Origin of the sequence: Paenilisteria rustica (assembly GCF_013820765.1) — a bacterium.
In the GTDB taxonomy this organism is placed as follows: domain Bacteria; phylum Bacillota; class Bacilli; order Lactobacillales; family Listeriaceae; genus Listeria_A; species Listeria_A rustica.
In genome coordinates this window covers 232393-256102 of sequence record NZ_JABJVM010000003.1, presented here as the reverse complement: position 1 = coordinate 256102, position 23710 = coordinate 232393, and the positions used below count along the sequence as shown (strand labels likewise).

The 23710-nt window shown below is 42.7% G+C and carries 22 protein-coding genes and 1 riboswitch; of the genes, 5 read left to right on the top strand and 17 right to left on the bottom strand.

Features of this window, described 5'->3' with window-relative positions:
- Positions 1-40: 40 nt before the first annotated feature.
- From thiE to tenA, 4 genes are read right to left on the bottom strand one after another with little or no spacing between them, the layout of a single operon-like run.
- Entirely contained in the window at positions 41-664 is a 624-nt protein-coding gene (gene thiE / locus HPK16_RS04700) for a thiamine phosphate synthase (RefSeq protein ID WP_181675856.1), read from the bottom strand.
- On the bottom strand, positions 661-1467 hold the full coding sequence (gene thiD / locus HPK16_RS04695; protein ID WP_181675855.1) for a bifunctional hydroxymethylpyrimidine kinase/phosphomethylpyrimidine kinase: 807 nt from the start codon (positions 1465-1467) through the stop codon (positions 661-663). The genes thiE and thiD overlap by 4 nt, the downstream gene beginning before the upstream one ends.
- Positions 1464-2273, bottom strand: coding sequence for a hydroxyethylthiazole kinase (thiM, locus tag HPK16_RS04690; protein ID WP_181675854.1), 810 nt, complete (start codon positions 2271-2273; stop codon positions 1464-1466). Before thiM ends, thiD begins: the two co-directional genes overlap by 4 nt.
- Positions 2251-2949, bottom strand: a complete 699-nt coding sequence (gene tenA / locus HPK16_RS04685) for a thiaminase II (protein WP_181675853.1) — start codon at positions 2947-2949, stop codon at positions 2251-2253. The genes thiM and tenA overlap by 23 nt, the downstream gene beginning before the upstream one ends.
- An 82-nt stretch (positions 2950-3031) precedes the next feature.
- Positions 3032-3139: riboswitch (TPP riboswitch) on the bottom strand.
- 241 nt (positions 3140-3380) lie between these two features.
- Here tenA and HPK16_RS04680 point away from each other — a divergent pair.
- The gene (locus tag HPK16_RS04680) at positions 3381-3845 is read left to right on the top strand and encodes a universal stress protein (protein WP_181675852.1); all 465 of its coding nucleotides are present in this window, start codon (positions 3381-3383) and stop codon (positions 3843-3845) included.
- Positions 3846-3972: 127 nt separating this feature from the next.
- Positions 3973-4917, top strand: a complete 945-nt coding sequence (locus tag HPK16_RS04675) for a DMT family transporter (RefSeq protein ID WP_181675851.1) — start codon at positions 3973-3975, stop codon at positions 4915-4917.
- Between the two features lie 35 nt (positions 4918-4952).
- Here HPK16_RS04675 and HPK16_RS04670 read toward each other — a convergent pair whose 3' ends face one another.
- The 5 genes from HPK16_RS04670 to HPK16_RS04650 form a co-directional block, all read right to left on the bottom strand.
- Entirely contained in the window at positions 4953-5912 is a 960-nt protein-coding gene (locus HPK16_RS04670) for a glycosyltransferase family 2 protein (RefSeq protein WP_181675850.1), read from the bottom strand.
- The gene (locus HPK16_RS04665) at positions 5902-7599 is read right to left on the bottom strand and encodes a DUF6044 family protein (protein ID WP_246369248.1); all 1698 of its coding nucleotides are present in this window, start codon (positions 7597-7599) and stop codon (positions 5902-5904) included. The genes HPK16_RS04670 and HPK16_RS04665 overlap by 11 nt, the downstream gene beginning before the upstream one ends.
- Before the next feature lie 83 nt (positions 7600-7682).
- A complete protein-coding gene (locus tag HPK16_RS04660) occupies positions 7683-8279 on the bottom strand; it encodes a PBECR4 domain-containing protein (protein ID WP_181675849.1) in 597 nt (198 codons plus the stop codon).
- Positions 8280-8564: 285 nt separating this feature from the next.
- Positions 8565-10472 carry a right-handed parallel beta-helix repeat-containing protein gene (locus HPK16_RS04655; protein WP_181675848.1) on the bottom strand — a complete coding sequence of 636 codons (1908 nt, stop codon included), beginning with the start codon at positions 10470-10472 and terminating at the stop codon, positions 8565-8567.
- A 349-nt stretch (positions 10473-10821) separates the two neighbouring features.
- On the bottom strand, positions 10822-11826 hold the full coding sequence (locus tag HPK16_RS04650; RefSeq protein WP_181675847.1) for an alcohol dehydrogenase: 1005 nt from the start codon (positions 11824-11826) through the stop codon (positions 10822-10824).
- A 132-nt stretch (positions 11827-11958) separates the two neighbouring features.
- Here HPK16_RS04650 and HPK16_RS04645 point away from each other — a divergent pair, with 132 nt between their 5' ends.
- Positions 11959-12690: a glucosamine-6-phosphate deaminase gene (locus HPK16_RS04645; protein WP_181675846.1), complete on the top strand. Its 732-nt coding sequence runs from the start codon at positions 11959-11961 to the stop codon at positions 12688-12690.
- A 24-nt stretch (positions 12691-12714) separates the two neighbouring features.
- On the top strand, positions 12715-13212 hold the full coding sequence (locus HPK16_RS04640; protein WP_181675845.1) for a GNAT family N-acetyltransferase: 498 nt from the start codon (positions 12715-12717) through the stop codon (positions 13210-13212).
- Between the two features lie 122 nt (positions 13213-13334).
- Here HPK16_RS04640 and HPK16_RS04635 read toward each other — a convergent pair whose 3' ends face one another.
- From HPK16_RS04635 to HPK16_RS04600, 8 genes are all read right to left on the bottom strand, one after another.
- Positions 13335-14519 (bottom strand): hypothetical protein, encoded by a 1185-nt coding sequence (locus HPK16_RS04635; protein WP_181675844.1) that lies wholly within the window; start codon positions 14517-14519, stop codon positions 13335-13337.
- Positions 14520-14522: 3 nt separating this feature from the next.
- Positions 14523-15161: an ABC transporter ATP-binding protein gene (locus tag HPK16_RS04630; RefSeq protein ID WP_181675843.1), complete on the bottom strand. Its 639-nt coding sequence runs from the start codon at positions 15159-15161 to the stop codon at positions 14523-14525.
- 119 nt (positions 15162-15280) lie between these two features.
- Positions 15281-15757 carry a hypothetical protein gene (locus HPK16_RS04625; RefSeq protein ID WP_181675842.1) on the bottom strand — a complete coding sequence of 159 codons (477 nt, stop codon included), beginning with the start codon at positions 15755-15757 and terminating at the stop codon, positions 15281-15283.
- Between the two features lie 3 nt (positions 15758-15760).
- Positions 15761-16111: a hypothetical protein gene (locus HPK16_RS04620; protein WP_181675841.1), complete on the bottom strand. Its 351-nt coding sequence runs from the start codon at positions 16109-16111 to the stop codon at positions 15761-15763.
- Positions 16112-16464: 353 nt separating this feature from the next.
- Positions 16465-17469, bottom strand: coding sequence for an inorganic phosphate transporter (locus HPK16_RS04615; protein WP_181675840.1), 1005 nt, complete (start codon positions 17467-17469; stop codon positions 16465-16467).
- Between the two features lie 131 nt (positions 17470-17600).
- Positions 17601-19382 (bottom strand): amidase family protein, encoded by a 1782-nt coding sequence (locus HPK16_RS04610; protein WP_181675839.1) that lies wholly within the window; start codon positions 19380-19382, stop codon positions 17601-17603.
- 73 nt (positions 19383-19455) lie between these two features.
- On the bottom strand, positions 19456-21009 hold the full coding sequence (locus tag HPK16_RS04605) for an amidase family protein (RefSeq protein ID WP_181675838.1): 1554 nt from the start codon (positions 21007-21009) through the stop codon (positions 19456-19458).
- 149 nt (positions 21010-21158) lie between these two features.
- Positions 21159-22541 (bottom strand): amino acid permease, encoded by a 1383-nt coding sequence (locus tag HPK16_RS04600; protein ID WP_181675837.1) that lies wholly within the window; start codon positions 22539-22541, stop codon positions 21159-21161.
- A 567-nt stretch (positions 22542-23108) separates the two neighbouring features.
- Between HPK16_RS04600 and HPK16_RS04595 the strand changes: the two genes are divergently transcribed.
- Positions 23109-23300 (top strand): hypothetical protein, encoded by a 192-nt coding sequence (locus tag HPK16_RS04595; protein ID WP_181675836.1) that lies wholly within the window; start codon positions 23109-23111, stop codon positions 23298-23300.
- Positions 23301-23710 lie beyond the last annotated feature (410 nt).

Below are 23710 nucleotides of genomic sequence, written 5' to 3'. Positions count from 1 at the left end.
GCGACTTGTTCTTAGTTTTTAAGAGCAGTCGCTTATTTTTTCATCTAAATGCAGCAATTGTTTGTGGTATATTTCCGGATTTCGCAATCGCAGAAATGACTGCAGCCCCTTCTGCACCAGCCTCTCGAATCGAACTCATATCCTCTTCTCTGATGCCTCCAATCGCAACAATCGGCAGCGTAATCCCCGCCTCCCGAATCGCACGAATCAATCCCAATCCTGTCGTTGGCTTCGCGTCCAATTTCGAATTCGTCGCAAAAATCGGACCCACACCAATGTAATCAATTTCCTCATAAGTTGCTGCTCTCTCTGCCTGTCTCAACGTGTTGACAGATAGCCCAATCTTCATTTTCCCAGCACATTTATCAATCACATCCGAAATCGCCATATCATCCTGCCCCACATGAATCCCATCTGCGCCAATTTTCAGCGCCATCTCCACATCATCATTCACAAAAAATGGAATACTATACTTTCGGCAAATTTCCTGACACGATTGGGCGAGTGCCTCGATTTCTGACGTTTCAGTGTAGGCTTTTTCGCGAAATTGGTAGCAGGTAACGCCAGACTGGAGCGCTTCTTCCAAAACCGAAAGTAACTGTCCCCGTGGAACATCCTGCGTGCCCGCAATGAAATAAACTTCCAACATGTCTTTAACTCTCATTCCTCCCGCTCCTTTCTATGCGCCCAGTGGTTCGTCGGGCCGTGACCGTGACCAATACCAAGCGGTTGCGAAATGGCACTCGTTATGAAAGATTTGGCGGTACGAATCGCGTATTCCGTAGAAGCACCTTTCGCAATTTCAGCCGTGATACATGCAGAAAAAGTGCAGCCAGTACCGTGTGTTTGCGTTGTTTCGACTCGTTTCGCATCGAGCCAAAAGGTTGTGTTCCCATCCAAAACATAATCACGTGAATCCACTCTATCCCGACTATGCCCACCTTTGATAATAACCGTTGGGACACCTAGTTTTTGGATACGTTTCGCGGCTATTTCCACTTGCTCCGGAGTTTCAATCGACATTTCTGCGAGCGCTTCTGCCTCTGGGATATTCGGCGTCACGATAGACGCTAAAGGCAGTAGTTGTTCGCGAATAGTCAGGATCGCATCTTCACTCACGAGCGGCTCGCCACCTTTGGCAATCATGACGGGGTCAACAATCAACGCTCCCCAGCTAAAACTCCCCAACTTCGAAACAACCATATCAATCGTTGCCGCATCGACCAGCATCCCCGTTTTGACAGCCGTAATGGAAAAATCATCATTCAAAGCCTCCAATTGTGACGCTAATATCTCGACTGGAACCGGATGAATAGCTCGGACACCCAACGTATTTTGCGCAGTAATCGCCGTGATCGCCGACATCCCAAAAACACGCCGTTCCTGAAACGTCTTGATATCCGCCTGAATCCCCGCACCACCGCCACTATCAGACCCTGCAATCGTAACCACTTGTGGAAAAATCATCGCGGAACCACCCCTTTAATGCATGCAAATTTTTCTTGATTATGCGTCTGCCATGATGCCAACTCATCGATTAAAGCCACCCGAAAAGAACCAGGCAATCGTCGTTTCAACGTTTTTACAGCATATTCCGAAGCAATCACATAACTTGCCGAAGCCACAACAACCGCTTCCAAATAGTCATCTGTAACACCAACAAAAGCACCAATCACACAACTAAGCAAACAACCCGATCCCGTAATCTGCGGCAAAAGTTGATCTCCATTTTCCACCGTAATCACTTGTTTTCCATCCGAAATCACATCCACAGCCCCACTAATCGCAACAATTGTCTTATAATCACGCGCCACTTTTAAAGCAATTTCAGCGGCCTGCGATCCGTCTCCTGAACCAGCGTCGACACCTCGCGCCTGCCAATCAACCCCAGCAATACTCGCAAGCTCTCCCAAATTCCCGCGAATCACCGCAAACTGAATCTCCGCCAGCAACCGCTGCACCGTTTCCCGTCGAAACACCGTCGCACCAATACCTACAGGGTCCAGCACCACCGGTTTCCCGGCCGCATTCGCCGCTTTTCCAACAGCCAGCATCGATGCCACCAAATCCGCATTCAACGTCCCAATATTGATAACAACCGCATCCGCCATCCCGCCAAGCTCCGCCATTTCCTCCACAGCCGCAGCCATAATCGGGGACGCACCAATCGCAAGCAAGCCGTTCGCCGAATCATTTGCCACCACAATATTCGTAATCGTGTGCACCAACGGATTTCGCGTCCGAACCTCCTCAATAAGTTGCCAATTTGCCATCTAAATCACTTCTCCCATCCCACGTTTGCCGCTCAAAACCCATGTCCCAAAACGCCAATTCCGCATAACTACTAATACGAAAATCAGCCCGCATCTCCGCCAACACACCATCCGGCAGTCCTTTCGCAACCCGATCCAACAAATCAATTTGCCGCTTCAATCCTTCCCCATACGCCTCATCCTGGTAAATATCCAACCACGCCTGGTACAACGGATCCGGACTCACACAACCCGCATACTGCTCACCAATTTCCCGATACAACCAATAACACGGCAAAATTCCCGCTAAAATCCTGCCCAGCGACTGCAATCCAGCCACCCGATACATATGCGACGTATAATGATAAGCCGCCGGACTCGGCAAAATCCCGTCCAAATCCACCACCTCAATCCCCACCTGAGGATAAAATTTTTCCCGCATCGTAAGCTCCGAACCCTCCAAAGAAGCCAGTGACTGACTCAGCTCCATCATCGCACTATAGTCATCTGCATAAGCAATCCCAAGCGCAATCACCTTCACATAATGCGTCAAATAATAATGATCCTGCAACAAATAATACCGAAAAGCCTCCCGGTCCAAACTCCCATCCACCAACTGCTGCACAAACGGATGATCCTTACTCCTCTGCCAAATTTCCTGATTTTCCGCGTATAACTTTTCCGAAAATCGCACCATTTCCAACTCCTCCTTTTTCCATACAAAAAAACGCCTCCCCTCACGTCAACAATAGCGTAAGAAAAGGCGTCATGATATTTACATCAAGTTCCCAATACTTCCCTACGCGAGTGCTAACTCAACAGGTTCAAAGGGTCCATGAATTTATATCCATATCTCGGTCTTAAGTAAGACTCCCCCAGTATACGAGTCTGGTACATACGCAAGTTAAATCGGCGGCAAGCGTTCGATTTGTGTAAAGCATAATCTTCGTCCTACTCAAAAGAACAAACATGCTCTATCTTGCATTCTATCCAGTCTCTAATTATTCGTTTTTCACCACCAGTGTACCACAAATAAATTCGATTCTCCAAAAAATACGCGTTATCCACTGAAAAAATGGGTATGGTGTTAATAAGGGGAAACCAACGTAGAGAGGATGGGAAGTCAAAATGACAATCTATCATAGGATTTTAGTAGGTGTGGATGGCTCCAATGAAGCAGAAGAAGCTCTAAAACGTGGTATTCAAATTGCGAAAAAAGATGGCGCAACGCTCGGTATCGGCTTCGTCGCTGATGTTCGCCGTATCGCTCCGCTCATCGATTACGAGCAAACATACGCCAAAAAAGCCAAAGAATACGGCAAAGGCCTCGTCGAAATTTATAAAAATGAAGCTGAACAACTAGGCGTCGAAAACGTAGAAACATTCGTCAAATTCGGAACTCCAAAAACAACTTTTGTAAAGAAAATTATTGGGAAATTCGAGCCAGATTTGGTACTAGTCGGGTCCACTGGATTAACGCCAACCGAGCAATTCATCTTAGGTAGCGTATCCAGTTATATCGCTGCACACGCGCCTTGCGATGTCATTGTTGTCCGCGGAAAAAACTGGCGAGATCGCACAAAAATCGAATAGCTTAGCGAACCAAGTGGAAGGATAGGCACTCTGCTTGGTTTTATTAATGTAGGAAGCGCCGGCCGAATATGCTATACTACGAGTATTAACGCCCTACATAGTAATGAAGAAAGAAGGCCTTACCACCATGCAAAATGAAAAAACGCAAACATCACTATACTTATTACTCGTCCTTGTTATGGCGAGTTGGGGACTAAACGTGACAGCCACCAAAGTCCTAGTCGCCCATTTCCCACCGATAACGATGACATCATTCCGCATTTTCACAGCCGCGGTCGCCGTCTTTATTTTTCTAATTGCAATCGGCAAATTCAGACTCCCAACACGACGTGAACTCGGCTATATCTTCGCCGGAAGTCTATTCAATATCGCGCTACATCATTACTTCCTAGCGTCAGGTCTCACTATGACTACAGGAACAAATGGCGGACTTATTTTAGGAATCGGACCCGTATTAACAGCTATTTTAGCCGTTATTTTTTTGCGTGAAACAATTTCTATCCCACAACTAATCGGTCTCGTATCCGGTCTGCTCGGCGTTTCACTCATCGTACTTACCGGAGGCCAAGGACTTTCAGGTGCCTCACTCGGAGATATCTATGTATTTATCGCCATTTTATCGCAATGTTTCAGCTTCATTATCATCAAACGTATCTCCGGCTCACTCGACCCACGGCTAATGACCGCATATATGCTACTTATCGGCTCGATTTTGCTTTTCTGCACCAGCCTTATCGAAGAACCAAACGGACTTGCCCAAATGACCGGCCACTCACCATCCTTATGGCTACTATTCCTTGCTTCAGCCTTACTTGCGACCGCATTTGGAAACTTAATTTACAATTTTGCAGTCGGTCAAATCGGTCCATCGAAAACAGCAATCTTCATGAATCTAAATCCCTTTTTCTCACTTATCGGTGCGGCTTTATTCCTAAACGAACAGATTAGTCTGATGCAAATCCTAGGCTTCCTCCTCATTATCATCGGCGTTATGCTCGGTTCAGGCGCTCTACCCGAACTCCTTCGTGCCAGAAAAAGAATCCGCAATCCCAAAAAAATCATGGATGAGTAATGCCTCGTAAAACAGCATTCCATCCATGATTCTACTTATTTCTCGACGTATGAATTCTGTTCAACAATAAACCGAGGCCTCTGTTTCACCTCTGAATAAATACGCCCAATATATTCTCCAACAACGCCTAGACTCATCATTTGTACCCCGCCAATAACCCAAATCGAGAGCATCAAAGACGACCAGCCAGTCGTTGCCGTACCAGATAAATGCTGAATAAATGTATAAATACCAATCACAATCGCAATGACAAACATCAGCGCGCCAAGCCCTGTCACCAGACGAATCGGCGCCACACTAAACGACGTCAAACCATCCGCCGCAAAAGCTAGCATCTTTTTCAAAGGATATTTCGACTCTCCAGCAAACCGTTCTTTCCGGTGATAGTATACCTTCTCCGATTTAAAACCAATCAGCGGCACAATCCCGCGCAAGAAAATATTATTCTCCGGAAACAAGTTCATCTCCTGTAACGCCATACTTCCAAGCAACCGATAATCCGCATGATCTGGAATCAAATGAATCCCGAATTTGCCCATCATACTATAGAATAAGTGTGCCGAACCACGCTTGAACCGAGTATCCGTCTTACGCTCATCACGAATCCCGTAAACGACCTCATAGCCCGCACGATATTTCTCTACAAACTCCGGAATCACACCAACATCATCCTGCAAATCCGAATCAATCGAAATAATACAATCCGCACGCCCTTCCGCCGCCTGCATTCCTGCAAGTAACGCATTTTGATGTCCAAAATTCCGGCTCAATTTCACGCCGTTAATATGATCCTCCGTCGCCATCGCATTCGCAATAATATCCCACGTCCTGTCGCGACTCCCATCATCAACAAACAGCAAATCACTAGCCTCATGTATCACCATTTTGCTCTTCATATCCCGCAGAATCAACCCCAGCTGACTCATCGTCTCTTCTAAAACTTCCTCCTCATTGTAGCAAGGAACAATAATCGTTACTAATGGTTTATCCCGCATTCAAGTCACCCACTTTATATAAGTATATTTTCCAAGCTGACTGTTCATCCTCAAATGTTTTTTCTAAATGTAGATTATTCTCCGACGCATTATCAATTGGTACCGCCGAGAAAATATATTCCCCGCCCATTTCTTTAAATGCCTTCGTATCAAGCTCCAAATGCTTAATATGCTTCGTAGAGTTCTTATCGAATAAATAATTTTTCCCGAGTTCTGCTGAGAAAATATAGACCCGATTTCCCCAACCATCATAATAATCCTTTAATAACGGGCTCTTATCCAGCTCTTTCGCAATAATCTCCCGGAACTTCTCTTTGTAGCTCAGCGGATAAGAATTCACATACCCATCCAACGTATAAAAACCATTCTCCTGCGAAATCGAAGGATGAATTCCAATACTCGCCACCCGGTAATCCTTCTGCGGCTTCCCAATATAGGCTTTTATATCCTGAAACTGATTCCTCGCATAAAACTGATCAATCGAAGGCGTCCCCGCCACGCGATAAAGAATCTCTGAATTCCCCGCAAATACAACCCCAATTTGTAAAACGAGTCCTATAATCGCCAACTTTTTCCACCATCCGCCCCTACTCGCAAAATAAACAAGCGCAAGAGCAAATAATCCATAAAAAATGAACGGCTGTAAAAAATGGAACCGCGAAAAATTAAATGAACGCATAATTGAAATCTGTTCCTTAATCGGATTCCAAGCACCCCACCACCAGAACGCATACCAAATCGATAACGAAAAGTTCAGCGCCAGTAACCACAAAAATGGTTTTTGAGCACGCCAATCTTTTTTCACCAACATCACGATAAACGCCAGCAAGATAACCGGCAAAATAACATATGTAGCCAATGGTTGATCGTGTGTATGCCCAATCGTGAAATTCTTAAATGTCAGCCTAATCGATCCCAGAAAACTATTATTCGGCAGATTAAATGCACTTCTTGAATCCGGCTCATTCGTTTGGAAAAACATCTGCGAAATAAACCGATAATTCACCACACAATAAATGGCCGACATGTAAGCTATGCTACCAAAGAAGCGCCAGTTCCAGCCACGTTTCTTCACAATATCATACACCCAAATACACGCTACTAAAAATAACAAGAAGCAAAAACCAAGAATCAGGCTTGAATAAAACGGTAATAGCGTCAAAATCAACCAATTCCAAATGCTTCTCTTACCTTTACGAATATTCAGAAACGCCCATAACGCAAGCGGCATTCCAAGAGTACTGAGCATTCCCGATGGCCAAAATGGCGTCAAAGCAAATGCCACCGCCACGAAAAGCGTTATGTATTTTTTCGATGGATCTTTAATAATATAATCACGCAACCATAGCCGCATACCAATAAACGCAAATATTCGCGTAATCAGCTGACTAACGGCAAAAGCCAGCGGTGTCGGAAAAATGGCATATAGCCAAACAATTCCAACAAACTGCGAATCAAAGGCATCCCTCGGTGCAACACCATCTAACATTTGAGGAATATTACTCCCCGTCTTCGCCAAATAATTCCCACTATCAAGCAATACCCGATACCACGTCATATTAGAATCCAAATTATCGTGAATTCGGATATGACTGTTTCCACCAAGAATAAATAGCGGCGCCGTGAAAATAAGTATCAGCGCGATCGCCAACAATTCCTGCTTTCTTTCTATCATCCATGTTCTCATCCAATTACACCTCTTTTTTGCATCTGCTGTCAATTATAACAATACTTCCCATACATCGCAAAAAAAAATAAAAAAATGAGGCCTCACACCATCGCACTGCCAACCAAGCGCACATTTCGCTCCAAAAACTGCTCTATTTCTACTCTATAAGACTCCTTAAATAATAAATAAGTCCGTTCCCCCGTAGAAAAACACTCCTTTATAATACAAATCACAAAAAAACTTGGATTCAGTGTATCATACTTTCCATTTCGCAGATTCAAAAGTGATGTTGGCACATATTTATCCACGTGCGCATGCTTCAATGTCACCGCCAAAATGCTCCTATTCGATCTAATCGCCATATCATATGCCAAATGCACGTAGGCGCCACGATGACACACTTTCACCTGGTTTCCAATCAACTCGTTCAAAAGCGGCAAAACTTGCAACTTCTGCTTCGTGGTCCCATCCTTTTTCAAAATAACATCCTTTATCCGCAATGTTTTATTATCAATATCATTATAAAAAGTCGCTGCGCCACGCCGATACTGTACACCACACAGATGCATGAAGTTAGATGCTGTCATATAAATAGAAAAATGCTTTATCAATTCCTTATCCTTATACACATAAATAACCCGTTTGTTAACAAAATGTTCTTTAAAAAATGCATGCCCACTCGTCAGTTGTTTCAACATAGTTAACACTCCTCGTATATATATAAGATAAAGAAAAAAAGAATAGCAATTGCTACTCTTCTTTCCAGATGACAGGTTTTTCCGTTGCTCGCCAACAGCCAGCCCTTATGTCTGGCATTTATATCGAATTTTTCCGTTGCTCGCCAACAGTCAGCCCTTATGTCTGACATTGATATCGAGTTGACCATGTGCCTGCCCACATTCTTTTCTCTAACCTGAGTATAGCACACACACGGTCTATCTTGCAACTTCTTTTTTAACACAGAATGACGTGTTTTTAACCCCTTATTCCGTAATTTTCACCTGCATCTCTGAATCATACGTCTCATTCCCATTCACCCGATAGCGCACTGCAACCGGCGTGTCCTTCGTGATATTGTTCGCTTTCACATTGATTAAGAAACTTCCGTCAGGGTTCACCGTTGCATTTTTAATACCAACACCATTAATAACGACCATCACAATCTGATAACGCCCTTGGTTATTCACCAACATGCCCTTAATATTCGTTTCACCAACCTTATAATCCGCATATCCCGTGTATAAATTCCCAATAAAAGGCGTCACTGGATTCGGAAGCTCAAGCGGCGCAATTCTTAGCGTCGATGGCATCGTATTATTCAGCACACGCGTCACATCCGCCTTCTTCGTACCAGAATTCCCCCAAATCAAGAGATTATTAATATAGTTCGAGGTGCCCGTATCCGCAACCGTTATCCAACCATTGATTTGCTTATCCCAAGAAGCCTTATTATCCGTGACACTAAGCAGCTCAACAGGATTTCGAACCTCCATCATCACCTTATAATAATTGTCCACCAATCCATCCACATCAAAACGATTGTTCTCAATACTGATACCACGCGATTTATTCACCGCACCCGTCAAAATTCGAACCGGATAGCGCATCCTGCCACTCGCATTGAAATCATTGTTTTTGATAATAATATTTTTCGGCGTTGTTTTCACACCTTGACGATCCCGTTCATACAGCGCCATAAACGCAAAATTATCATAGCTATCCAACTGGACAAAATTATTCGTAACCCGCACATTTTCCGCGCCGGACAAGCGAATTGCGGTGTAACCCGTCATATTTTTCTGCAACGTCGCGTCCACACTATCCGCCACGATTTTACCATCTTTATCCGTCTGCACCTCATGTTGCAAACTTAAATCCGTTGCCTGAGGATTCTTCTTTTTTCGCTCGATATTGTTGATTTGAATATTGCTCGGGTTATATTTATTGCTACCCTCACCACTTATAAGGCGGTTGCTATCAATGATAATATTATTATTCGCGGCACCATAACTATCAATTCCGCCGTCCACCATCGATTTCCGATCATCCGCTGAATATTCCATGTTGGCTGGTGCATAAAAATGCTGCGTACCATAGCCCTGCATCCAGTCCTTAATCTCATTCCCAATAATCGAAATCTGTTTCGTGCCACTACCACCATTCCCGCGATACATCACGATGCCCGCACGACCAATATTTTCAATCTTATTCTTCTCGATAACCACCGTTTGGCAATACTCCAGCGCAATCCCGCTCTGCAAATTAGAATTCCGAATTTCCGAGTTTTTCACTGAACCATTTTTAATACCACCCCAATAAATAATCGAGTTCGCCTGCTCATTCCCGTCCGCAATAATGTTGTCTATTTGAATATTATCGAGGCGCTCGTAAGGCTCAGCAAGCGATGTGCTATCATCCTTATAATCCCCCGCAAAATTAATTAGCGAAAACGTGTAAGCATATCCACTCATAATGACTGGATCAATTTCATACCGAATGCTGATATCACGAATCAACACGTTCTTTATGTACTTCGGGTTCGTAGCATTCGCCGCCTCTGTCGTCAATCCTTGCTTTGGCGCCGTAAAAACAAGTTCACTATCTTTCGCATTCGCTGTTGCCCCTTTGATTATCACATTAGATGGGACTTTTAATGTATTATTAACATAGTATTTTCCCTCTCCAAACTGAATCGTCGTGCTATCCTCGTTCGAATTAATCGCTTCCAATATTTTCGCCCACCCAAGTGCGTTAGTCGTTGCCGCAGCCTTATTATCCTTCTCCATAAAGCGATCCACCTGAATCACCTCAGCCGCCTGCGTTCTAATCCCACCACCAAAAATAATCACACACATCATTGCCGCAACAAAAAATACTACTTTCCTCTTCATAAAATCGACTCCCTTTTATGTTTATATCAAAAACAACACAATTCGTGTCGAATCAGATACGGAAAGTATACCCTGACAAACCGCTTGAAACAATCGTATTTCCCACTAAAAACGCACAAAATCACGATATTTCATTGTTTTTAATCAATATTATAAAAGATTACATCTCAAGATTCCCCCTCATTTTCTAAATTAGCAACTCCTAAACAAAATTGAGTTTTTTACAATAAAAATAGAGCGAACACCACCTTTTATCCCCTAACTCCCCCTTTCCCAAATGTGACAATTCCACGGCAAAAAGCCCTTGTAAGCGAAACCAAGGACTTTTTCACACCTATTCGTTTATTTATTAGTCGTTAAAAACAATAACTGCGCGGAATCTTGTTTTTCCAGCCATCATTTTTTCGTAAGCTTCGTTAATTTTTTCAAGTGGATAGACTTCAATCATCGGTTTAATTCCTTGAAGATTACTGAAACGTGTCGTATCCTCACCATCCACCGGCGTTCCGCTATACCAACCTTGGAACGACTTGCCGCCACCAACCATAATTCCGGCCTGAATTTCGACTGGTTCTGCTGGTACCGCAACATCAACGACTTTCCCGTTTGGCGCCAGAATTGTTGTTAACGCTGAAATCGCCTGCGCATTCGGAGCCGTTGCAAGAGCTACTGTTACACCGCCGAGCGCATTCACTTTATCCACCCAGTCCGCTTTTGTCGTATCAAAATAATGATGTGCACCAAGTTCGCGAGCCAAGGTTTCACGCTCTTCGCCACGAGCCAGCGCGACCACTTCGTAACCTAATTTATTCGCGTATTGAATCGCCAAATGCCCCAAACCGCCGACACCTTGAATCGCGACAAGACTTCCCGCTCGAACCATATTATTTCTCAGCGCATTAAACGTCGTAATCCCCGCGCATAGCAGTGGTGCCGCCTCCGCAGAATCCAGCTCCTCAGGAATCGCAACAACCGCATCATGTGGCGCAACCATAAACTCCGCAAAACCACCATCATAGCTAATTCCACACGTCTGAACCGCTTCACAATTCGCGAAATCACCACGGCGACAAGGCTCACAATGGAAACAATGTCCACCGTGCCAGCCAACACCAACTTTTTGCCCCACTTTCCATTCCGTCACACCATCACCAACCGCATCCACACGGCCAACAACCTCATGGCCCGGAACCGCCGGGTACATATTCTCAGGCAACTGACGAACCATACTATCACTATGACAAACGCCACACGCCTCGACTTTAATCCGAACCTGATTCATCTTTGGACTCGGAATTTCTCTCTCCACAATTGTATAATCCTGATTTGGCCCGTTAAGCTGTGCTACCTTCATCCCATCACGCTTCTTTCCTCATTTTTTAACAAGTTCAGTATACACCTTCCAGTTCACTCTAAAGCAAATCAGAACGTTGCAAAATTACAAAAAACACGGTATTCTGGAGTTAATCGACAAGGAGGAGAACTAATGAAAATTATCCGTACAAAAACATATGAAGAAATGTCTAAAAAAGCGTATGATGTTGTAAAAGCAGTCATCGATTCCAAAGAAAACCCAGTAATCAACACAACAACCGGCGCAAGCTATGACGGTATGTTCGAAAATCTCGTAGAAGGCATCAATAATGGTGAAGTCGATATCGAAAAAGTGTTTATGATGAACCTCGATGAATTTATCGCCCCACGCGAAAGTTCATTCAGCGTATACAGTTACATGCATCAAAAATTCTACGACCAAATAAAAAAACAACCACGCGAAATTGGCCTATTAGATGGTAGTTTATCCAATTTTGATGAAGAAATCGCGCGCTATAATAAGATTTTGAATGCTAACAAACGCGATTTACAAATTCTTGGACTCGGTGTAAACGCTCACTTAGGTGCGAATGAGCCTGGGACACCTTTTGACTCTCGCTTATTCCTAGCAGATAGCGACGATTCAACGATTAACAGCACGATGCTTTACTACAAAGTGACACGCGAAGAAGCGCCAGAACAAATGCTGACGCTCGGTCTTGCCGATATGATGGAAGCTGAACAAATCCTCGTAACCGCTTCTGGCACAAGAAAAGCAGAGGCTGTGAAGGCAACTCTTGAAGGACCAATTACTGAAGATTGTCCCGCATCTATTTTGCAAAAACATCCAAATGTCGTGTTCATTATCGACGAAGCAGCAGGATCATTACTGACTAAGTATTAAAAACTTGGAATCAGGGGTGAAAAAATGGAAATCAGGCTTTTAACCGTAGCAGATGTCGATCAATACGTAAAAATCAGACTCCAAGCCCTGCAAGAAAGTCCCGCAGCTTTTGCGACAAGTTTTGAAGAAGAAAAATACACCGCCTTACAAAAATACGAAGTTCGCTTCCAATCCCCATACTCCCTGACATTCGGAGCATTTTCAGGCAGGAATTTGGTCGGCGTCGTGACTTTAATTCGAGAAGAGCGCATCAAAATGAGACATCGAGCCAATATCGTCGCGATGTACGTTGCACCAGAAAGACGTGGCAGCGGCGTCGGCAAGGCCTTAATTGGCACCGCGATCGAGCAGGCCCAACAACTAGAAGGCATCGAGCAAGTTTATTTATCCGTCGTTACGAAGAATAAACAGGCTCGGAAACTCTATACTTCGCTTGGATTTGAACCCTACAGCCTTGAAAAACACGCTTTGAAGCTCGATGGCACGTATTTTGATGAAGAGCATATGGTGTTGTTTTTGTAATTCGAAACGATGAGTGCGGAACATAACCTAAATAAATCGTCGAGAAGCACTCGATTTGTGTAAAGCAAGATTCACGTCTTACCTGGGAAAGGGATTCGTGATATCTTGCTTATTTTTGTGTGTCAGCAGGCTTTGTCCTCCCCCATTTTATAGTTCATACCTGTACTTAAGCTCCTATAACCATCAATCCCGACATTCAAAATCAGTAAAACAAGTAGCACCACACTCAATACCACTACTCCATTTACAAAATTAATATCCCCATTACCGCATAATATACCTAACGAATAATCAACCACAGCTGCCGAATTAAAGTACGTCCCTGGCAAAAGATGCGCCCATTGATTCAGCGGTACAATTTTTCCAACAGCGAGTACTGGTGCCACCAAAATAAGTAACGAAACAAATAATGTCGTCATCACGCGTCTGAACAGCTTACTCACCAAGTCGATTGTGAACACGACAACAACGATTGCCAAGGCTTGTAACACTACCATTTGAGCAAGTAAACTCCCCACCGGCTTCGTTGTCATACCATCATTCGTGCTTATCGCAATAGGATATTCAAAACTTCCCTTGCCTGATAACAAACTCGCTGGCAAATAAGCGATTAAACAGGTCATTATATACAAGGCAAACGCGACTAATAAGCCGAATAACAATCTTTGGAAAGTAACTTTTGCAAACTTATGCGGCAACAACAACGATCGGTCTATATTTTGATAAAAGCGATCCGTGAATGCCGTATTTAGAGTAAAGCAGAGTATGATTACAAAAAAGACTGGGAAAAAATTAGTCAGCATCCGGTATAAAAACGTCGTACCTTGTGTTTCCATATCCTCCTGGTCAGATTTAATATCCAATTCCGCTAGTTTTGTATAGATAGCAATTTGACGAAAAATCGATTCTTTCAATTCCGGCGAGGCCTTCATATCTCCCCTGTAAACGCCATGGGATTCTTTAATTAAGTCTATTTTTACCGTATACGCTTCCGACCAATTCCCATTATCATACAGATTTACTACACGTTGTTGCTTCTCCATGCGAGCTTTACTCAGCGCGTCCCCTTCTTTAAAAACCGCTTTTTCCTCCTCGGTTTGAGCTGACGTTATGCTCTGCTCACTCATTGCCAGCATCGCCTTATTCGTGGCTATTTCCTCTTTCTCCATGCCAGATAAATTCCGCTCTGCCCCTACGCGCGTATTCATCACCAACACTACCAAAATCGCTAGGACAAAAACAAAAATCGGCAGCCAACTTCCCTTGTTTTTATAGAACTTTTTAAAATATAGCGTTTGCTGTCCCATTATTTAGATTCCTCCTGCTGTATCCATCCACTTTTTATTAGTTATGTAATGGACCTTGTCTGAAATATCGTGAAGCAGGTCATTTTGATGCGATGAAAAAATAATACACTTCCCTTGTTTCCCAGCCTCTTCCATAAATCCAATAAAACGTTTTTGATTGGCGTCGTCAAGACCGTTCATAGGCTCATCCATCAACCAATAATCCGTATTACTAGCCGCATACATCGCCAAAATCGTCTTTTGCTTCATACCCAGAGAATATTTCCGAATAGGCACCTTAACAAATTCCTCCAAGCCCCAATACTTAATAATCGCGTCAATATCCGCCCCATTATTTGCCCAACTAGCATTCACAAATTTAAGATAATCAAGCGCAGATAAATTCCCATCCAACCAATCCGATGTTTCATAGTAAAAGATTTTTTTTCGCGTTGTAACTAGGTCTAATTTTTCACCGTTATCCTCCAAATAAACCACACCACTTTGCGCTTTCGTAAGTCCTGCTAAAATACGAAGCAATGTCGTTTTTCCAGAACCATTTGTAGCAACGATACCGTAAACCAACCCACTCTCAAACTCCGCATTCATACCTTCCAAAAGTGTCTCGCGCGCGGATATTGATAAATTCCTTACTTTTAACATAAATCACACCTCCTCTATCTAATTAGCATTATTTATTCGTGCTATCGAATCTAATTGCACATAACAAAAAACCCTAAACCGCTTTCATTCAAGGTTCACATCTGATTTATCATTCTTTTTCAGCGTATCAATAATTCACTAATACTAACAATTTTTGATGAATTTCCCGTTACAGCGTCATCGTTCACATAATCAATAGGTTCCTGATTTATCCTAGACCAGGAAGCAGGAATTTGATCATACACTACACAAAAACACGAATTTTTTACTGTTGCAAAATCTGCCTTGAAAGTTACTAATATTTCTGTCAGCAAACTTGCCGGACGCTTTGTTTCAATCCAATCCTCAAAATATACACAAGAATTTTGATAGTCTTCCTCATCCCCAAATAAACTTTTCACAGTATCTACTGGAATATCATATATAGCCGATTTCGTTGCCTCAGACCAAATTTCCCCAAGAACTCGCTCAGCATCTGCGCTCATATCTCCAATCAATGGCTCAAAATCAAAGAAATATCGTCCTTTAGATAAATTTCTAACAAAAAGGATATAACTAAGCTGTACATTGAATTCCATCCTACCATTCATGTTCAATATCTAATTCCCTCCATACGATGACGATTTTTTATAACGAATCTTGGAAACGCAACCACTACTCACTTTAAATATTTCTCGTCCACTTGACCCTAGACCAATACCTGTGAATTTTACCATTACAGCTGTCCCTGCTTTGACTTTCAAATTTGGAATAGGGAAAGTTCCACTAAAACTACCATCAAAATCTATCTTTCCTACCAGCAGACCGTTTGACAGCATGGTTCCTTGTGTCCCATTACTTTTTATTGTATAGAAATCAATATATCCCCGAAAGTTAATAAATTGTTTTTTATTCAGCTTAACTCTGTACTCAACACTTTGCCCATTGTTGTAAGCTTGCACCTCTGCCAAACCTGCATTTCCCCATACGGTATTCTGAAGCAGTTGTCTAGGCTCAGATATCGATGCCTCCTTACCCATTTGGTCTGCCATTGTACCACTAGGAAACATGCTGATCAAAAAAACTAAACTTATCATAAAAACCAATATTTTTTTTCATGCTATTGCCTCGCTCTCTTTTATGAGCACAGCATAACACAAAAAATCACTCTATGTTTCGAGGGCGCTAGTAGTATAAAATACCCAGCATTTCAAATCCGCTATTTTATTATTAGAAATAAAGACTTTTCTACCTGAACCGTGTACAAACCCCGTCAACACACCAATATAAACCAATCATCTGCTCCATACTAATCTTTTTCCAATCACAAAAATATCGCTGCGCTAATCCAATACACCACCGCGGCCAAAATCCCTGCGCAAGGTAATGTAATCATCCACGTCACCAGCATGTTTTTCCCAGTCCGCCAGTTTACTTCCTTCTTATGATTCGCCGTCCCCACGCCCATCAGGGAACTATCGATTACCTGTGTCGAACTAATTGGCAAATGGATTAGCGTCGCACCCATAATAACCGATAGCGAGCCCAAATCCGCCGCAACACCAGTCACCGGTTCAATTTTCATGATTTTTGTGCCTACTGTTTTAATAATCCGATAGCCGCCAATCGAGGAGCCCAGCGCCATCGCGGCAGCACAACTCACCTGCACCCAAAAAGGAATCGCAGAGCCTTTTTGCAAGCCGCTCGTAATTAATGCCAGTGTAATAATCCCCATCGTTTTTTGTGCATCGTTTGTCCCATGAGCATAAGCTTGCATCGCTGTCGTACCAATCTGCGCAATCCGAAAACGCCGGTTCGTCTGCACCAGTTTCTTATTTCGGAATATAAATTTAAACGCGGAATAAATCAAATAACCGACTGAAAAACCAATCAGCGGCGACAAAATCAGCGCGATAATAATCGTTGAAAACCCGCTCCAGTTCAGCACGCCAAAACTACCCGCGGAAGCAATCGAAGCCCCGGCAATCGAGCCAATCAGCGCATGTGACGAACTGCTAGGCATCTTCGCAACCCACGTCATCAAGTTCCACGCTACTGCCGAAATCAGTGCACACAAAACAACAAATTCCCCATTCTTTAGCGCAAATGGATCAACAATATCCGAAGTCAGCGCTACAGCCACACCGGTAAACGAAATCGCGCCTAGAAAATTCATCACTGCGGCAATCCCAATCGCCACACGAGGTTTCAGCGCCCGCGTCGATATACTCGTCGCCACCGCATTCGCAATATCATGAAATCCATTTATAAAATCGAAGGCCAAGCCCATAATGACAATGATAATCGTAATTAAAATAACCGTATCCATTCCGTATTCCCCTAACCGCACACACTTTTATTTGTATATACCCTATTTTGCTCCTTCTCACGAATAAACTCAAATTTTAACGACAAAAAAATATCTCCAACCAGTATTCCCAGTTAGAGATATCGCTCCAATTATTTAGTATCCCATTTCGGACTTCTTCTATTTTTAGATTGCTGCTCATACGCATAGCCCATTGCAAGTAAGTTCGCATCGCTTTTATTCAGTCCAATGAAAGTTGCACCAACAGGCGATCCACCTTCATTATATCCAGCGGGAATTGTAAGTTCTGGAAAACCTGCAATCGGCACTGTAAAAATATTATCCGAATTAATCGTAATTATCGCGTCCAACTTCTTCGCCTGAAAAACCTGATTCAGGTTCCTCGCTGACTCCTCTATTAATCTTTTAGCCGCTTCATTCGTCACACTTTCGGACACATGACTATTTTGCGATTCCAACAGGTTACTTTGGCCGTACTTCATATTTCTAGCTTTATCCGTCTCATTAAACGCAATAATTGCCGCTAAATCCTGATACGGCGCTTTATTTCCCTTTAAAAACTGATTGAGATCCCGCTTAAAATCATCCCGTAGCACATCTGAAAACGCAAATAAGGTCTCTTCTTCTTCTCTAAAACCGACCTCACGCACGATAATGGCACCCGCAGCTTTAAGATCAGCTACGATTTTACGTTGAATTGACGAATCAGAATAGTCTTCATCAAACATTAATCCTACGCGTCTTCCTTTCAATGCAACCGTTGAAAGTTTTGTGTTCATTTTTAGATTTGTTATAGCTTCGGTCGTGAAATAAGCATCTTTCACACTCTTGGTAATTGGCCCCGGCGTGTCGAAGTGGCTGGATAACGGGATAATTAGCGCATTACTTACTGTCCCAAGACTTGGTTTAAAGCCAACAACTGACTGAATCGCTGATGGTGCAATGATAGAACCGTTTGTTTCTGTTCCAATCGTGATCGCCGCGAAATCACTTGCAGCAGCAACCGCCGAGCCTGTACTAGAGCCAAATGGATCTATGTCCAAATAAGGGTTTTTCACTTGACCTTGCTTTCCAGAATAGCCATTTGGTATCCCTTCACTCATATAATTCGCCCATTCCGACATATTTGTCTTACCTAAAATAAGCGCGCCGTTCGTTTTCAAAGCCTTGACAAGTGGTGCATCTGTGCCAATCACCCAGTTCCTAAGAGCCACTGAACCCGCACTAGTTGGCAGTTTTTCCGTTCCGATATTGTCTTTAAGCAACACTGGCATTCCGTATAAAGCCATATTTCCATACGCTTTTGTCGCATCCAATTTTCGCGCTTCTGCTAATACATCAGCGTTAATTTCTGTAATCGCGTTCAGTTTCGGTCCATTCAGATCATATTTCTTAATCCGATTCAAGTAAATCCCAACTAGCTCTTCATACGTCAACTCATGGCTCAAAATACGCTGCTGAATCTGACTAATATCCGCGCCAACAACAAGCTTTTCTTTCGCCTCAAGTACATGTATATCTATCGTTTTTAGCTGCTTATCTATTTTACCTAAGAGACTCGTGTCCTCCACTATTTTTTCCACTTTTGACTTGCTCTTAATCTCCACTCGTGGTGTCACTATTTTTTTAATACCACCCACGCCTGGTATTTTCTCAATTATAGCAGTTGGTGGTTTTGACGTCGTTGGTTTTCCGCCAACAGAACGAGGCGTCACCACTACCGCTACTTCTGGCTTTTCAAATTTGCCAGCCTTTTCTAGCAGCATTGTTACGGCCGGACTTATAATTTCCAGATTTCGATGTGAAAACTCTTTTGTTGTCACTTTTTCAGTTTGACTCAATTGCCCATACACGCCTGCAGCAGCCAAACCTATTAAAACAACTGCCGAGACTCCAATAACGCTTTTTTTCACTATGATATCCTCCTAGATGTTCCTTTTGAAGTTACTTTTTGCTGTAAAATCTTGATTTAGAGATGTTTCTTTTTTATTTCGAATCGTTTCCTGGTAGTATCGGACCTTTACGATTTTTTGAAGCTTGCTCGTAGGCATAGCCCATCGCGAAGATCGTTTCATCTGCTTTATTACGCACAACAAACGTCATGCCCACGGGTTGTCCATTGTCATCATACCCAGCTGGGATTGTCAGCTCCGGATTTCCTGCGATTGGAACTAAGAATAAATTATTATCATCGATGGCAACCAATGCGTCTAAACTATTCGCGGCCAACAATGACTCGATATGCTGGCTAGACTTTTTGATTAATTCTTTGGCGCGTACGTCTATAGCCGCTGCGGTTGCTTGATTTTTCTCAGCATTCTCCAAATTTCCTTGACCATACTTCATATTCCGCGTCTTATCCGATTTATTAAATGCAATGATGGCCGCTAAATCTTTCATTGGCGCCTGATTCTCCTTCAAAAATTGATTCAAATCATGTTTAAAATCGGCTTGAAGTATCTCATCAAACGCTTCATAATCTTGCTGGCTTTCCTCTAATCCTTTACTTTTCATAACTTTGGCGCCTGCTTTTTCCAAATCTGACACGATTTTTTTGGAAATAGCGTCGTCAGCCTCGAATAATATGCCGATTCGTTTCCCTTTTAATGCGTCCTTAGATAGTTTCGCTTTTTTCGTTCGTCCCATCAAAGCACTTGTCGTCAAATAGGCGTCTTCTACTGTTCTTGTTATCGGGCCTGGTGTGTCAAAATGTCTAGAAAGCGGAATCACCAACTCGCCACTAACAGCGCCATGACTAGGTTTAAATCCTACTGCTGACTGAGCTAGCGCTGGTGAAATGATGGAACCATTCGTCTCTGTCCCGATGGTAACCGTGGCAAAATCACTAGTTACCGCTGTTGCCGAACCCGCGCTTGATCCAGATGGTGTCGCCTCAAGGTACGGGTTTTTATCCTGTCCTATTTTCCCAGAATAACCGCTTGGCATACTGACGTCCATATAATTCGCCCATTCTGACATATTCGTTTTTCCGAGTATTAATGCGCCGCTAGCCTTCAAGTTTTTTACTATTGTAGCATCTTTTCCAATCACCCAATCCTGCAATGCAACCGCACCAGCACTTGTTGCCATCTTTTCCGTCCCTATATTATCTTTCAATAAAACCGGCATCCCGTAAAGTGCATCTTTATTCACAGTCGGATTTTTATCAAGCTCTCTCGCTTCATCTAAGACGTCCGGATTAATTTCTGTAATCGCATTTAACTTGGGCCCGTTCTTATCATATTTTTTAATTCGGTTTAAATAGATGCCAACCAGTTCCTCATAACTCAACTTATTTGTCGCGACCAGCTGTTGGATTTGTTGTATATCCGCACCCACCACTAACTTTTCCTTTGATTCTAGCGTACTGATATCCACTGTTTTTAATTGTTTATTCACTGGATCTAACACACGATTCTGTTCGTACATAATAGCCTCCCCTGGTTTTGTAGCGTCCTCGATATTCATTAACCAATACGTAACTCCAATTCCCAAAATTAATACCACCATTGTGCTACCGATAATAATGCCTTTTTTCATGTTGTTTCCTCCGTTATCATTTTTTCTAAGTATACACTTTAACTCGCGCGGAATCCCTCGATGTACGTGACAAACAAAACAAATTTGTAAGGAAAGCACAAAAAAACTGAAACCCGCGGAAGGTCTCAGTTTTTCGATATTAAGTCTTATTAATCAAGATCTGTTGCGTTCTGTTCTTGCTTCTGTGTTCTGGATTTGCGAATAAAGTAAATCCCAATCAGAAGTACGAACCAAACTGGTGTTACAAACAGTGCCACACGTGTATCCTCTGCTAATGCTAGGACAACTAGAATGAACGCAAGGAACGCGAGAATAACATAGTTCGCAACTGGATATAACGGCATTTTGAACTTACTTTTCGCCGCAAGTTCTGGGCGTGTTTTGCGATATTTCAAATGACAGATAACCGTGATTCCCCAAATAAACAAGAAACATACTGTCGAAATACTCGTGATTAACGTGAACACACCTTCTGGCATCACGTAGTTCAGAATAACTGCAATCAAGATAACGATTGTCGAGAAGAATAGCGCATTTGCTGGAACTTTATGCGATGTTAATTTTGTCATTGGGTATGGTGCATTTTTTTCCTTAGCTAGCGAGTAAACCATCCGACTCGTACTGAAAACCGCACTATTACACGCAGATGCCGCCGAAGTTAGAACGACGAAGTTAACGATAGCCGCTGCTGCTGCAATTCCAAGCGCCGCGAAAACTTGCACGAACGGGCTTTGCGCTGGGTTAATATCATTCCATGGATAAATACTCATAATCACGATTAACGCACCAATATAGAAGATAATAATCCGAATTGGAATGTTGTTGATCGCTTTTGGAATAACTTTCTCAGGATCTTTTGTCTCACCAGCCATCAGACCGACGAGCTCAATGCCCACAAAGGCGAATACGACCATCTGGAACGACAGGATAAAGCCGCTTGCACCATTAGGGAACCAACCACCGTGACTCCATAGGTTCGTAAAACTTGACGTGCCAGCATCCGTTGAAAATCCTTTGATAATCATAAATGTACCAACGATAATCAGGGCTAAAATTGCGATAACCTTAATTAACGCGAACCAAAACTCCATTTCACCGAATAGCTTCACGGTTGCAAGGTTCATCAGGAGCAAAATAACTAACGCGATTAACCCTGGAACCCATTGCGCCACATTCGGAAACCAGAATTGGGTATACAGACCGACAGCCGTCAAATCCGCCATCGCAATCGAAATCCAACAGAACCAATACGTCCAACCTGTGACGAATGCGGCTCCATTGCCGAGATAATCAAAAACAAAATCAACAAAAGAATGATAATTCAAATTCGATAGTAATAATTCACCAAGCGCTCGCATAATCAAAAAACAGATAATCCCTGTAATCGTGTAAGCAAATAAAATCGACGGACCAGCTAAATGAATCGACTTTCCTGAACCAAGAAACAAACCAGTTCCAATCGCGCCCCCAATCGCTATCAACTGCACATGGCGATTTTTTAAGCCTCTCTCTAATGTTCGTTCTTCTGACATATGTATTTCCCCCTTATTATTGGCCAGACGAAACCCTTACCAATCAGGCAACATCTCGAGCCTCTGTGAAACAATGTCTTTCAAGATTATTCTTCTATCATACCGCAAAATAAACCTAAACACCATACTTTTTTACTTCACAATGTAAACGCTATCATTAGATTTTATTGTACCACAGAGTTTACCCATTCGCCAAAGAAGAACGCTTATAATTTTTATTTTTCTTTGTAAGCATTGATAGATAAAGGATATTGATATGTTTGTATTTTTAATTACAAATAGGCTGAATCGTCGGGTAAATATGGAGAAGATACAAAAAATATCCCAAGTTTGTGAAAATATGTGTATATTCGCAGGGTTATATGTCATAAATGTACTTTTTCATACGTTACTCCACCTCATAAAATCACATGTTAAATAAGGCTATACCAATTTATGAGGTTGCAGTACAATAGACGTATACAGAGAAAGTTGGTGAAGCGGATGTTTCAGTTTTTGCTTGAATTATTTCCGATTCTTGGCGATACTTTTTTATTTAGAGACACGAAGGAAAAAAGGGCCCGGCGCATGATTAAGAAGCTTTTAAAAGAGGAGTGGTTCGCGGATTATTATGAGCAACCGCTGTATAAAGAGGCGCTTTATCAGGACACAAAGATGCGGGATAAGTTGAGTTCATATCGGTTTGTCGGTGATTTGTATCGTAATCCAGAAGCTAGAGAAGCGTTCCTACGTGATTGGACAATTTTGTTGGGACTGTAATTACAGTCTCAACAAAATCGCAAATAGTTGGCAATTCAAGGTTTGTAGCATACGTATGCAGTCGTTTAAACTCAAGCTTCTTCCTCTAGCATTTCTTTTTCTCTACTTTGTTGAAGTTTCAAAAGGCTTTCTAGTGGATACAGCAACCACCGGATATAGCCACTCACGGCGACTAGCGAACTGCATGCAACTATTGAAATAAAGATTACAAAAGCCAGTTTTACAAAGATGTTCCAATCTGCGAATTCCAAAGTATACATTCGAATTATGAAGAAAAACAGAGGATGCAGTACAAATATAACTAGCGAGTTGTCACCCCATTTTGTTAGCAAAGTCTCGCGATTGTTGACGAGCATAAATAGAACCACAATCATGGCTAGCGCGATAATGTATTGCTGGAACTCAACCTT

What these genes read in the sequence shown, in the direction of transcription:
- thiE (WP_181675856.1), bottom strand. Translation starts at nt 664, where the DNA reads ATGAGAGTTAAAGACATGTTGGAAGTTTATTTCATTGCGGGCACGCAG.
- thiD (WP_181675855.1), bottom strand. Translation starts at nt 1,467, where the DNA reads ATGATTTTTCCACAAGTGGTTACGATTGCAGGGTCTGATAGTGGCGGT.
- thiM (WP_181675854.1), bottom strand. Translation starts at nt 2,273, where the DNA reads ATGGCAAATTGGCAACTTATTGAGGAGGTTCGGACGCGAAATCCGTTG.
- tenA (WP_181675853.1), bottom strand. Translation starts at nt 2,949, where the DNA reads ATGGTGCGATTTTCGGAAAAGTTATACGCGGAAAATCAGGAAATTTGG.
- HPK16_RS04680 (WP_181675852.1), top strand. Translation starts at nt 3,381, where the DNA reads ATGACAATCTATCATAGGATTTTAGTAGGTGTGGATGGCTCCAATGAA.
- HPK16_RS04675 (WP_181675851.1), top strand. Translation starts at nt 3,973, where the DNA reads ATGCAAAATGAAAAAACGCAAACATCACTATACTTATTACTCGTCCTT.
- HPK16_RS04670 (WP_181675850.1), bottom strand. Translation starts at nt 5,912, where the DNA reads ATGCGGGATAAACCATTAGTAACGATTATTGTTCCTTGCTACAATGAG.
- HPK16_RS04665 (WP_246369248.1), bottom strand. Translation starts at nt 7,599, where the DNA reads ATGAGAACATGGATGATAGAAAGAAAGCAGGAATTGTTGGCGATCGCG.
- HPK16_RS04660 (WP_181675849.1), bottom strand. Translation starts at nt 8,279, where the DNA reads ATGTTGAAACAACTGACGAGTGGGCATGCATTTTTTAAAGAACATTTT.
- HPK16_RS04655 (WP_181675848.1), bottom strand. Translation starts at nt 10,472, where the DNA reads ATGAAGAGGAAAGTAGTATTTTTTGTTGCGGCAATGATGTGTGTGATT.
- HPK16_RS04650 (WP_181675847.1), bottom strand. Translation starts at nt 11,826, where the DNA reads ATGAAGGTAGCACAGCTTAACGGGCCAAATCAGGATTATACAATTGTG.
- HPK16_RS04645 (WP_181675846.1), top strand. Translation starts at nt 11,959, where the DNA reads ATGAAAATTATCCGTACAAAAACATATGAAGAAATGTCTAAAAAAGCG.
- HPK16_RS04640 (WP_181675845.1), top strand. Translation starts at nt 12,715, where the DNA reads ATGGAAATCAGGCTTTTAACCGTAGCAGATGTCGATCAATACGTAAAA.
- HPK16_RS04635 (WP_181675844.1), bottom strand. Translation starts at nt 14,519, where the DNA reads ATGGGACAGCAAACGCTATATTTTAAAAAGTTCTATAAAAACAAGGGA.
- HPK16_RS04630 (WP_181675843.1), bottom strand. Translation starts at nt 15,161, where the DNA reads ATGTTAAAAGTAAGGAATTTATCAATATCCGCGCGCGAGACACTTTTG.
- HPK16_RS04615 (WP_181675840.1), bottom strand. Translation starts at nt 17,469, where the DNA reads ATGGATACGGTTATTTTAATTACGATTATCATTGTCATTATGGGCTTG.
- HPK16_RS04605 (WP_181675838.1), bottom strand. Translation starts at nt 21,009, where the DNA reads ATGAAAAAAGGCATTATTATCGGTAGCACAATGGTGGTATTAATTTTG.
- HPK16_RS04600 (WP_181675837.1), bottom strand. Translation starts at nt 22,541, where the DNA reads ATGTCAGAAGAACGAACATTAGAGAGAGGCTTAAAAAATCGCCATGTG.
- HPK16_RS04595 (WP_181675836.1), top strand. Translation starts at nt 23,109, where the DNA reads ATGATTAAGAAGCTTTTAAAAGAGGAGTGGTTCGCGGATTATTATGAG.